The 11,782-nt window shown below is 64.8% G+C and carries 11 protein-coding genes; 5 read left to right on the top strand and 6 right to left on the bottom strand.

Going from position 1 to position 11,782, the window contains the following annotated elements; all coding sequences use genetic code 11:
- Nucleotides 1-64: 64 nt before the first annotated feature.
- The 5 genes from IVA80_RS01905 to IVA80_RS01885 are packed head-to-tail and all read left to right on the top strand — an operon-like array spanning nt 65 to nt 5,564.
- Nucleotides 65-1,669, top strand: a complete 1,605-nt coding sequence (locus IVA80_RS01905) for an ABC transporter substrate-binding protein (RefSeq protein WP_247425082.1) — start codon at nt 65-67, stop codon at nt 1,667-1,669.
- Between the two features lie 17 nt (nt 1,670-1,686).
- Entirely contained in the window at nt 1,687-2,628 is a 942-nt protein-coding gene (locus IVA80_RS01900; protein ID WP_247425080.1) for an ABC transporter permease, read from the top strand.
- Nucleotides 2,625-3,548 carry an ABC transporter permease gene (locus IVA80_RS01895; RefSeq protein ID WP_247425062.1) on the top strand — a complete coding sequence of 308 codons (924 nt, stop codon included), beginning with the start codon at nt 2,625-2,627 and terminating at the stop codon, nt 3,546-3,548. Before IVA80_RS01900 ends, IVA80_RS01895 begins: the two co-directional genes overlap by 4 nt.
- A 19-nt stretch (nt 3,549-3,567) precedes the next feature.
- Nucleotides 3,568-4,557 (top strand): ABC transporter ATP-binding protein, encoded by a 990-nt coding sequence (locus tag IVA80_RS01890; protein ID WP_247425059.1) that lies wholly within the window; start codon nt 3,568-3,570, stop codon nt 4,555-4,557.
- Nucleotides 4,554-5,564, top strand: coding sequence for an oligopeptide/dipeptide ABC transporter ATP-binding protein (locus IVA80_RS01885; RefSeq protein WP_247425056.1), 1,011 nt, complete (start codon nt 4,554-4,556; stop codon nt 5,562-5,564). The genes IVA80_RS01890 and IVA80_RS01885 overlap by 4 nt, the downstream gene beginning before the upstream one ends.
- Here IVA80_RS01885 and IVA80_RS01880 read toward each other — a convergent pair.
- From IVA80_RS01880 to IVA80_RS01855, 6 genes are all read right to left on the bottom strand, one after another.
- A complete protein-coding gene (locus IVA80_RS01880; RefSeq protein ID WP_247425053.1) occupies nt 5,536-5,823 on the bottom strand; it encodes a YciI family protein in 288 nt (95 codons plus the stop codon). The genes IVA80_RS01885 and IVA80_RS01880 overlap by 29 nt on opposite strands.
- Before the next feature lie 71 nt (nt 5,824-5,894).
- Complete coding sequence (locus tag IVA80_RS01875) at nt 5,895-6,869, bottom strand: sugar ABC transporter substrate-binding protein (protein WP_247425051.1); 975 nt, start codon at nt 6,867-6,869, stop codon at nt 5,895-5,897.
- Nucleotides 6,870-6,911: 42 nt separating this feature from the next.
- The gene (locus tag IVA80_RS01870; RefSeq protein ID WP_247425049.1) at nt 6,912-7,889 is read right to left on the bottom strand and encodes an ABC transporter permease; all 978 of its coding nucleotides are present in this window, start codon (nt 7,887-7,889) and stop codon (nt 6,912-6,914) included.
- On the bottom strand, nt 7,886-8,836 hold the full coding sequence (locus tag IVA80_RS01865; RefSeq protein ID WP_247425046.1) for an ABC transporter permease: 951 nt from the start codon (nt 8,834-8,836) through the stop codon (nt 7,886-7,888). Before IVA80_RS01865 ends, IVA80_RS01870 begins: the two co-directional genes overlap by 4 nt.
- Nucleotides 8,829-10,355: a sugar ABC transporter ATP-binding protein gene (locus IVA80_RS01860; protein WP_247425043.1), complete on the bottom strand. Its 1,527-nt coding sequence runs from the start codon at nt 10,353-10,355 to the stop codon at nt 8,829-8,831. Before IVA80_RS01860 ends, IVA80_RS01865 begins: the two co-directional genes overlap by 8 nt.
- A complete protein-coding gene (locus tag IVA80_RS01855; RefSeq protein ID WP_247425040.1) occupies nt 10,352-11,746 on the bottom strand; it encodes an FAD-linked oxidase C-terminal domain-containing protein in 1,395 nt (464 codons plus the stop codon). The genes IVA80_RS01860 and IVA80_RS01855 overlap by 4 nt, the downstream gene beginning before the upstream one ends.
- Between the last annotated feature and the right edge of the window lie 36 nt (nt 11,747-11,782).

Here is an 11,782-nt window from a genome sequence, read left to right as displayed (position 1 = left end):
AGCTCTGGTTTCACCTGCTCTTGGCCAACGATGGCCGGCATCACGGCACTATTGGGAGGATTTCATGGATCGCAGGACCGTATTGAAGGGACTGGCCGGCGCGGGCGGCCTGGCATTGTCGGGCGGCCTGGCTGCCCCGGCGATCGCACAAGGTACATCGGCGCGTACCCTGCGCTTCGTGCCGCAAGCCAATCTCGCCAATTTCGATCCCATCTGGGGCACGCAATACGTCGTGCGCAATGCGGCCGCGCTGGTCTGGGATACGCTCTACGGCATCGACGCGCAGCTTCAGCCGCAGCGTCAGATGGTCGAGTCCGAAGAGACCTCCGACGACGGCAAGACCTGGACGTTCAAGCTGCGCCCGGGTCTCAAATTCCACGATGGCGAGCCGGTGCTGAGCAAGGACGTCGTTGCGAGCCTGTCGCGCTGGGCCGCGCGCGATCCGATGGGCCTGATGATCATTGCGATCCAGCAGGAATTGACGGCCGTCGACGACCGCACCTTCAAATGGGTCTTGAAGCAGCCCTTCCCGAAAATGCTCTACGCGCTCGCCAAGAACAACGCGCCATGCTCTTTCATCATGCCCGAGCGCATCGCGAAGACCGATCCGTTCAAGCAGATCACCGAGTATGTCGGCTCTGGGCCGATGAAGTTCGCCAAGAGTGAATGGGTCCCCGGCGCCAAGTCGGTGTTCGAGAAATTTGCCGATTACGTGCCGAGGCAGGAGAAAGCGTCGTGGCTGGCCGGTGGCAAGCAGATCCTGGTCGATCGTGTCGAGTGGCTGGTGATGCCGGATCCCGCCACTGCGGCGGCGGCCTTGCAGAACGGTGAGGTCGACTGGTGGGAGAACCCGATCGCCGATCTCGTGCCAGTGCTGAGGAAGAACAAGAACATCAGCGTCGATATCGGCGATCCCCTTGGCAATATCGGCTCGTTCCGCATGAATCATCTGTTCGCGCCGTTTAACGACGTGCGGGCAAGGCGTGCGGTGCTGATGGCGCTGAGCCAGGAAGACTATATGCGCGCGATCGTCGGTGACGACGACGCCCTATGGAAGTCGCTGCCGGGCTTCTTCACGCCGGATACCCCGCTCTACAGTGAGATGGGAGGCGAGATACTCAAGGGCAAGCCCGACCTTGACGCGGCCAAGAAGCTGCTCGCCGAGAGCGGCTATTCCGGCCAGCCGGTGACGTGCCTCGTCGCCCAGGACCAGCCGATCACGAAGGCGCAGGGCGACGTCACCGCCGACCTCCTGAAGAAGCTCGGCATGAATGTCGACTTCGTCGCGACCGACTGGGGGACGGTCGGTTCCCGCCGCGCGGCAAAGACGCCGCCGGGGCAGGGCGGCTGGAACATGTTCCACAGCTGGCATGCCGGCGCCGACTGCATCACGCCGGCCGCTTACACCGCCATCCGCGCCAACGGTGACAAGGCCTGGTTCGGCTGGCCCAACAGCCCGAACACCGAGAAGGAGATCACATCCTGGTTCGACGCCAAGAATCTCGAGGAAGAGAAGGCGGCGATCGGGCGGGTCAACAAGGCGGCGATCGAGGATGTCGTCTATGCGCCGACCGGCTTCTTCCTGACCTACACGGCATGGCGCAAGAACGTCTCCGGCATCACCAAGGGACCATTGCCCTTCTTCTGGGGCGTGTCGAAGTCCGCATGATCGTGCGTTGAGGCCAGATGCTCTCCTACATCCTCCGTCGCATCGTCGCGACCTTGCCAGTGATGGCGATCGTCGCGTTGTTCGTGTTCAGCTTGCTCTACATCGCGCCGGGTGATCCCGCCGTGGTGATCGCGGGCGACCAGGCAAGCCCGGAGGATGTGGAGCGCATTCGCCAGAGCCTCGGCCTCGATCGTCCCTTCCTGATCCAGTTCGGAAGCTGGGTCTGGCGCATCCTGCACGGCGATCTCGGCACCTCGATCTTCACCAATTTGCCGGTCTCGACAATGATTGGGCAGCGGGTGGGGCCGACGCTATCGCTGATGATCATCACGCTGCTGCTCACGATCGTGATCGCGGTGCCGCTCGGCGTGGTCGCGGCGTGGAAGGCCGGGAGCTTCGTCGACCGGGCCATCATGGCCTTCGCCGTGTTCGGCTTCTCGCTGCCGGTGTTCGTGGTCGGCTACGTGCTTGCCTACGTCTTCGCGCTGGAGCTCGAGTGGCTGCCCGTGCAGGGCTACACGCCGCTCACGCAAGGCTTCTGGCCGTGGCTGGAAAATCTGATCCTGCCGGCGATCGCGCTCGGCTGCGTCTACATCGCGCTGATCGCGCGGATCACCCGCGCCACCATGCTCGAGGTTTTGCAGCAGGACTATATCCGCACCGCGCGCGCGAAAGGCCTCGGACAGGGCGGCATCCTATTCGTTCACGCGCTGAAGAACGCGGCGGTGCCGATCGTCACGGTGATCGGAATCGGCATCGCGCTCCTGATCGGCGGCGCGGTCGTCACCGAAAGCGTGTTCGCGATCCCCGGCCTCGGGCGGCTCACGATCGATGCGATCCTGCGCCGCGACTATCCCGTCATCCAGGGCATCGTGCTGCTGTTCAGCTTCGTCTACGTCCTCGTCAATCTGATGATCGACGTCATCTATACGCTCGTTGACCCGAGGATCCGCTATTGATCGATACCACCGTCAATCCGCAATCGCTCCCGGCCGGCTTCGTTCTTGCGCCGCAACTGCCTGAAATCCTCCGACCGGTCACGATCCGCCGCGGCTTCATCGGGCTTTTGCGCGGCCATCCCACGGTGGCGATCGGAGGCGCACTGCTGCTGACGCTGGTTCTGATCGCGGTCTTTGCGCCGTATCTCTGGACGGTCGATCCGACGGCGCTGGCGCCCGCCAAACGCACGCGGGCGCCCTCCGCGCTTTACTGGTTCGGCACCGACGTGCTGGGCCGCGATATCTATTCGCGCGTGATGTTCGGCGCACGGGTCTCGCTCACGGTCGGACTATCAGTTGCGATCCTCGCGTCCGCGGCGGGTCTGGCGATCGGCATCGTCTCCGGCTTCATCCGCTGGGCCGACGGCATCCTGATGCGGTTCATGGACGGCTTGATGTCGATTCCGCCGATCCTCCTCGCGATCGCCCTGATGGCGCTGACGCGCGGCAGCGTCGGCAACGTCATCCTGGCCATCACCATCGCCGAGATCCCGCGCGTCTCGCGCCTCGTGCGCAGTGTGGTGCTGTCGCTGCGCGAGCAGCCCTATGTGGACGCGGCAATCGCCTGCGGTACGCGCACGCCGATGATCATCCTGCGCCATATCCTGCCCAACACGCTGGCGCCGATGCTGGTTCAGGCGACCTATATCTGCGCCAGCGCCATGATCACGGAGGCGATCCTGTCCTTCATCGGCGCCGGCACGCCGCCGACCATTCCGTCCTGGGGTAACATCATGGCCGAGGGCCGTGCACTGTGGCAGGTCAAGCCCTACATCGTGTTCTTTCCGGCGGCGTTCCTCTCCGTCACCGTGCTCGCCGTGAACCTGCTCGGCGACGGCCTTCGCGATGCGCTCGATCCGCGCATGGCCAAGAGCCTCTGATGTCGAGGGGTTGATCGCGATGGCATTGCTCGAAGTCGAGAACCTGCAGACCCACTTCCGTACGCCGGGGGGCATCAACCGCGCGGTCGACGGCGTGTCCTTTCACGTCAACGAAGGCGAGACGCTCGCCATCGTCGGCGAGTCCGGCTGCGGCAAGTCGGTGACCTCGATGTCCTTGATGCGGCTGATCCCGGAGCCGCCGGGCAGGATCGCAGGCGCGATCCGCTTCGCGGGCAGGGACCTATTGCAACTGTCCGACCGCGAGATGCGATCGATCCGCGGCAACGACATCTCGATGATTTTTCAGGAGCCGATGACGAGCCTCAATCCGGTCCTGACCGTCGGCCGCCAGATCCGCGAGACGCTGATGATCCATCAGGGCCTGGACAAGCAGGCCGCCGAGGCGCATGCGGTCGAGATGCTGACGCTGGTCGGCATTCCCGAGCCGAAGCGGCGGGTGCGCGAATATCCGCACCAGCTTTCCGGCGGCATGCGCCAGCGCGTGATGATCGCGATCGCGCTGGCCTGCAATCCAAAGCTCCTGATCGCGGATGAGCCGACCACCGCGCTCGACGTGACGATCCAGGCGCAAATCCTCAAGCTCATGCTCGATCTCAAGCGCCGGGTCGGCGCGGCGATCATCCTGATCACTCATGATCTCGGCGTCGTCGCCGAGATCGCCGAGCGCGTCATGGTCATGTATGCCGGACGCAAGGTTGAGGAGGCGCCGGTGGCGGAGCTGTTCCGTTCCCCGCGTCATCCCTATACGCAAGGCCTGCTCGGCGCAGTTCCGCGGCTCGGCTCCTCGCTGACCGGCACCGCGAGGCGCCTCGCCGAGATTCCCGGGCAGGTGCCTGATTTGCGCAAGCCCATCATCGGCTGCGTCTTCGCCGGACGCTGCGCGCTCGCGACCGATCTCTGCCGGCAATATGCGCCGGGGCTCGAAGAGAAGGGACCCAGTCACGTCGCAGCCTGCCACTACGCCGCCAAGGGGGCGGTTGCGGCATGAGCCCCGCGCTGCTCCAGGTCAATGACCTCAAGAAGCACTTCCCGGTCAAAAAGGGCCTGTTCAGCCGCAGGTCCGAATGGGTCTATGCGGTCGACGGTGTATCGTTCGAGATCGCGCGCGGCGAGACGCTGTCGCTGGTCGGTGAATCCGGCTGCGGCAAGTCGACCGTCGGCCGGGCCATTTTGCGCCTGTTCGACATCACCTCGGGCCAGGTGATCCTCGATGGCCAGCGTATTGACGATGCGGCGCCGAGCACGATGCGCCAGATGCGCCGGCGCGTGCAGGTGGTGTTCCAGGATCCGTTCTCGAGCCTCAATCCGCGCATGCGGGTGCGCGATATTGTGGCCGAACCGATCCGCAATTTCGGCCTCGCGAAGTCCGCAGCCGATCTTGAGGCGCGTGTTGTGGCGCTGATGGACACCGTGCGCCTGCCGCGCGAAGCGCTGAACCGCAGGCCGCATGAATTTTCCGGCGGCCAGCGCCAGCGCATCGGCATTGCACGGGCGCTCGCGGCCGAGCCCGAGCTGATCGTCTGCGACGAGGCGGTCTCCGCGCTCGACGTGTCGGTCAAGGCGCAGATCGTCAATCTGTTGCAGGATCTCCAGAACGAGTTCGGCCTCGCCTTGCTGTTCATCAGCCATGACCTCGCCATCGTCGAGCACATGACGCATCGCGTGGCGGTGATGTATCTGGGCAAGATCGTCGAGGTTGCGCCCCGCCGCGAAATCTTTGCCGCGCCAAAGCATCCCTATACCAAGGCGCTGCTCTCGGCGGTGCCGCTGCCCGAGCCCGGCGCCCAGCGCAATCCGATCATCCTCAGCGGCGATGTGCCAAGCCCGATCAATCCTCCGCGCGGCTGCCGTTTCCACACCCGCTGCCCGCTCGTCTTCGACCGCTGCCGGAGCGAGGAGCCGACGCTTCGCGCGGCCGGAAGCGAGCAGTGGGTGGCTTGTCATCTCGAAGATGGTGCGCTGGGCCTCAACCCTGGCGGCGCAGGAAGCCCGTGATCGTGACCTTTTCCCAGATTCCGGCTGCGGCGAAGGGATCTGCGCGGTTGAAGGCTTCGATCTCGGCGCGGCTGGGCGCCTCGATCAGGAACAGGCTGCCGATCATGGTGGTGCCGTCGTCGGAGACGAGCGGCCCCGACATCACGATCTTGACGCCGAAGCGCGAGGTGTCGCTCAGGAAGGCCTTGTGGGCGTCGTAATTGGCAAGCCGGATCGGTAGCGCGCCGGCACCGTCGAGAGCATGAATCGCGAACAGCATGATGATCTCCGTTTATGTCTCCGTTTCTTGGGACGGCCGCGAGGGCGGCCGTCCGTGCTTGTCGTGATGGTCTATTTGCTGCCGAGCTTGCTGGCGTTCTCGAATGTCGGGCAGCTCCGCTGCTCCAGCGGCACGTCGAAGGGCTGGTAATTGTCCTTGGTGATGACGGTCGGCTTCAGCACGATCTCGGCGATAACAGGCTGGTTGCGCAAGCTACGGATCGCCATCATGGTGCCGAGGCAGCCCTGCGCAAATCCGTTGTAGTCGCCGCTCGCGAGCAGCTTGCCGGATTTGATCGCGTCGATCGCCTCCTTGGTGCCGTTGATGCCGATCACCTGCGCCTTGCGGTTGGCGCCGTCGAGCGCCTCGATCGCGCCGACCGCCATGGCGTCGTTCGCCGCGAGCACGCCATCGATCTGGGAGTTCGACTGCATTAGGTTTTCCATGACCTGAAGCGCCTGGAGCCGCTGGTAGTTGCCGGGCTGCGACGCCAGCAGTTTTGCGCCGGCGTTCTCCTTCAGCGCGTCGTTGAAGCCTCTGACACGATCGACATTGGTTAGGGAGCCCTTGACGCCCTCGATGATGACGATGTTGCCTTTGCCGCCGAGAGTCTTCAGGAGATGGCGCGCGGTATCGAGCCCCAGGCTGTAATCGTCGGCGCCAACGAAGGAGAGGAACTTGCCGCCGGCCGAGCGGTCGGTGATGTTGACGACGGGGATTTTTGCTTCGTTGATCTTTTCGACCCCAGGAACCATCGCCTTGTAGTCGACCGGGGTGAAGACGATCGCGCTTGGCTTCTTCACCACGACGTCTTCGATCTGGCTGAGCTGCTCGGGGATCGAATCCGGCTTGGTCGGGATATACTGAAGCGTCTTGGCGTTCAGCGTCCTCGCCATGTTGTCGGCGCCGACCCGCACCGTCTGGAAGAACGGATTGGTCTGGTTCTTGGTGAAGACGGCGATGGTCTCGCCGTCGGCGCGCGCCTGCGTGGTGAACGCGGCCGCCATCAGCAGCGGCAGCGCCAGATAGCCCAGTTTCTGTTTCATGTTGCCTCCATCCCTCGTTTTGCTTGTTGGAACTCTAGAAACTCATTGCGCGCGGCGGCGGGTCTTCATGTCGAGCCAGACCGCGAGAATGACGATGATGCCGGTGACGAGCGGCTGCCAGTTGGCGCTGACCGACAACAGGTTCATGCCGTTCAGTACCAGGGTCAGGATCAGGGCGCCGATGAAGGTGCCGAACACGGTGCCGACCCCGCCGAACAGCGAGGTGCCGCCGATCAGCACAGCCGCGATCGCGGGCAGCGTCAGGCTCTCGCCGATGTCGGCCTCGGCCGAATTGAGCCGCGACAGGAAGATGATCGAGGCGAGCCCGGCCATGGTGCCGGAGACGACATAGACCAGCAGCAGACGGCGTGCGACCGGAATGCCGGAGAGACGCGCGGCGACCGGATTGGCGCCGATCGCATAGATCTCCTGGCCCCAGACAGTTCGCTGCGCAAATGCCGTTCCGATCCCGAGGAACACCAGCAGCAGATAGACCGGGATCGGCAGACCGAACAGATAACCGCTGCCGATCTGGCGGAAGCCTGCGGGGAAGCCATGAAGGGTCTCGCCCGCCATGTACCAATAGGTGAGGCCGTTAAGGACCCAGAGCATGCCATAGGTGGCGATGAAGGAAGGGATCCGCAGCGCGGTGACCATCACGCCATTGAGGAGCCCGACGATGCCGCCGCAGGCAAGTCCGACCAGGATGCCGAGCGCCGGCGAGCCGGTCTTGTGGATCACGGTTCCGGCAATGCAGGCGGATAGTGCGACATTGGCGCCGACGGAGAGATCGAGGCCGGCGGTCAGCACCACCAGCGTCAGCCCGGAGGCGATGAAGAAGGTCAGGCTTGCCTGCCTGAGCACATTGAGGATGTTGCCGAGGCTCAGGAAGGAATCGCTGAGCACTGCAAGCACGGCGCAGATCAGCAGTGCTGCGAGCAGCCGGTAGAAGACCTGGAGTGCGTCCTGCGACAGGAACGAGCGAGGCGGCGCGATGGCGTCTTTGGTGATGTCGGTCATGCGCGGCTCCGGAGACCGTCGAGGAAGAGAGCAACGATGACGAGGACGCCGACGCTTGCGACCTGCACCGAGGACGGCAGAGAGATCAGGTTCAGCCCGTTGCGCAACACGCCGACCGCGATCACGCCGAGCACCGTTCCGAGCAGCCAGCCATTGCCGCGCTCGAAGGAGGTGCCGCCGACCGCAACGGCGGCGATGGCGTCGAATTCGAGACCGAGCCCCGCGGTCGGATGACCTGAATTCATCCGTGCGGTCATCAAGAGGCCCGCGATGCCGGCCATGGCGCCGCCGATCGCGTAGACCGCGATTAGAAGGCGGTTCGGCGAGAGGCCGGCATAGCGCAGCGCCTCGCGATTTCCCCCGAGCGCGAAGATGTAGGTGCCGAAGCGGGTATGATAGAGCAGGCCGTGAAAGGCTGCATAGGTCACCAGCGCCATCACGATCGGCACTGGGACGCCCAGAAGCGTCGCCGAATAGATGTCGCGCACGCTGTGGGGGATGCCGACCACACTCTGCCCGTCGCTGACGATCAGCGACAGGCCCTGGGCCATGCCCAGCGTGCCGAGGGTCGCGACGAACGGCGGAATTCCGACCATGGCGACAAGCCAGCCGTTGAGAATGCCGAAGGCCGCGCCGACCAGCAGCCCGGCGCCGAGGCCCAGCAGCATCGATTGGGTCGCGAGCGACACGATGGCGACGCAGAGCGAGGTGAGCGTCAGCACCGCGCCCATCGACAGGTCCAGCCCTTCGGTCATGATGATCAAGGTCATCGGCAGTGCCAGCATGGTCAGGATGGTCGACTGCACCAGCACGTTGGAGAGGTTGGCGACCGACAGGAAGCCGGGCGCGATCGCGCTGAACAGCGCGATCAGCAGCACCAGCACGATGGCAACGCCGGGAATCCGTTGCAGCGGATTGGGTTGTACGACGACCGCGGCTTCACGCATGATGCATCCCCAGTCGCACGATGTTCTCCTCGGTCAGTTCGCTGCGGGTCAGGTGCCCGGCGATGCGGCCTTCGCGCATCACATAAGCGCGGTCGCAGACATGGCAGATCTCGATCTGTTCGGACGAGATCATTAAGGCCGCCGCGCCTTCAGCCACCAGGCGGTCGATCAGGGCAAAGATTTCCGACTTGGCGCCGATGTCGATGCCCCGCGTCGGCTCGTCGAAGATGAAGAGCTTTGAGCCCGCAGCCAGCCACTTGCCGATCACGACCTTCTGCTGGTTGCCGCCGGAGAGAAGGCCGACGGTCTGGCGCGCGCTCGGGGTTGCAATGCGCAACTGCCGGATCAGGCCCTCGGAGGTGCGCTGCGCGCTGCGCTGGTCGAACAGGCCGCTCGGAAACAGCTTTCGCAGCGCCGACACCACCAGATTGTCGCTCACCGACCGCAGCAGCGCGAGGCCCTCGCTCTTGCGGCTCTCCGGGATCAGCGCGATGCCGCGGCGGGCGGCAAGGTCAGGCTCGCCGGAGATGGCCTTGCCGTCGAAAATGATCTCGCCTGATGTCACGGCATCGGCGCCGAAGATCGCGCGCGCGACCTCGCTGCGGCCGGAACCGACGAGGCCGCACAGGCCAACGATCTCGCCTCGGCGCACCTCGATGTTGATATCGGAGATGCCGGTCGACGCGGTCAGGCCCTTGACCTCGAGCAGCAGCTCGCCGGGCTTGTCGGCAAAATTGCGCGGATAGGTCATGTCGACGTTGCGGCCCACCATCATGCGGACGAGCTGGTCCGGTGTGACCTCGGCGGGGCGAACGCCGTCGATGCGGCGGCCGTCGCGCAGCACGGTGATGCGGTCGCCGAGCGCGAACACTTCGGCCATACGGTGCGAGATGTAGACGATGGACACGCCGTCGGCCTTCAGCCGCGCGATCAACGCGAACAGCAGCTCGGTCTCGCGATCGGACAACGCCGCCGTCGGCTCGTCCATGACCAGGATGCGTGCCTTCTGGCTGATCGCCTTCGCGATCTCGACCATCTGCTGCTGCGCCACCCCTAACTTGTCGACGGCGGTGGAGGGATCGATGTCGAAGCCGATGGTGCCGAGCACGCGCCTGGCATTGGCCAGGACCTTGCGGCGGTCGATGGTGCCGGGGATGCGGCCCTTCGGCTCGCGGCCGAGGAAGATGTTCTGGGCGATATCGAGATGGGGAACGAGCGAGAATTCCTGGAAGATCACGGCAATGCCGAGCTTCCGCGCATCCGCGGTCGAGTCGATCGCGACCTTGTCGCCCCTGTGGTAGAACTCACCGGCATCGGCGCGATAGGCACCGCACAGCACCTTCATCAGGCTCGACTTGCCGGCGCCGTTCTCGCCGAGCAGCATGTGGACTTCGCCGGGGAAGACGGCAAAGGACACGTCATCCAGCGCCTTGACGCCGGGAAATTCCTTGCTGATGCCGCGCAGCTCGAGCAGCGGGACAGGCGGGGAGGGTTCAATAGCCAACATCGCGGTGCTCATGCGCGCGCTCCGCCTGCAAAGATCTTCCCGGGGTTCATCAGTCCATCAGGATCGAGCGCTTGCTTGATCGACCGCATCACGTCGACGGACTCGCCGAGCTCGTCGATGAGATAGTCGATCTTGCCGAGCCCGATACCGTGCTCGCCGGTGCAGGTGCCGTCCATGGCAATGGCGCGGGCAACCATGCGGGCCTGGAGCGCATTGGCGCCTGCGATCTCCTCTGGTTTCGCGGGATCAATCAGGATCAACATGTGGAAATTGCCGTCGCCGACATGGCCGACGATCGGCGCCGTAAAACCGTGCTCGTCCGCGTCGCGCCGGGTCTCGGTCAGGCATTCCGCCAGCCGCGAGATGGGTACGCAGACATCGGTGATCACGGCGCGCGCGCCGGGCCGCAGGCCCAGGCCTGCGTAGAGCGTGTTGTCGCGGGCATGCCAGAGCCGGCTGCGGTCTTCAAGCGCTTTCGCCCAGGCAAAGCCGTGGCCGCCATGGTCGGCGGCGATGGCCTGCGCGGCTTCGGCCTGCTCGGCGACGGAGCTCCCGGAGCCATGAAATTCGAAGAACAGGGTGGGGGCTTCGCGATAGCCGAGCTTGGCGTAAGCGTTGATGCCGCGCATCATGACGTCGTCGAGCAGTTCGATGCGCGCGACCGGGATCGCGGACTGGATCACGGAGATCGCGGTGTCAACGGCGTCGTGCAGGGTGTCGAAGCTGCAGACCGCGGCCGAGATCGCCTGCGGAACCGGGTGCACCTTCAACGTGATCTCGGTGATGATTCCGAGCGTGCCTTCGGCACCGACGAACATGCGCGTCAGGTCATAACCGGCGGCCGACTTGCGCGCGCGCCTGGCAGTGCGGATCACGCGGCCGTCGGCCAGCACCACTTCGAGCGCCATGACATTGTCCTTCATGGTGCCGTAGCGCACCGCCATGGTGCCGGACGCGCGCGTGGACGTCATGCCGCCGATCGAGGCGTCCGCACCGGGATCGATCGGGAAGAACAGGCCTGTGGCCCGCAGCTCGGCGTTGAGCTGCTTTCGCGTGATGCCGGGCTGCACGACGACATCCATGTCGCTGTCGTGCAGCGTCAGCAGCTTGTTCATGCGCGCGAAGTCGAAACAGACGCCGCCGGCGACGGATGCAGCATTGCCTTCAAGTGAGGTGCCGGCGCCGAACGGGACGATCGGCATGCCTGAGCCGGCGCACAGTTTGACGATATCGGCCACTTCTTGCGTCGTCTCGGGAAAGACGACGATGTCGGGCGGCAGGTTGCGATAATGCGATTCGCTCTGTCCGTGCTGATCGAGCACGCCGCGCGCAACGCTTGCGCGCGGACCGATCATGCCTCTGAGGCGATCGGCCAAAGCTGCCGTGCTGACGCCCGGTCCCATCCTTGCTCCCTGTCTGCTCCGATGACGGACTCTTGC

Source organism: Bradyrhizobium sp. 139 (genome assembly GCF_023074175.1).
Taxonomy (GTDB): Bacteria; Pseudomonadota; Alphaproteobacteria; order Rhizobiales; family Xanthobacteraceae; genus Bradyrhizobium.
Note: the sequence above shows the minus strand (reverse complement) of the source record. Positions and strands in the feature narration are given on the sequence as shown.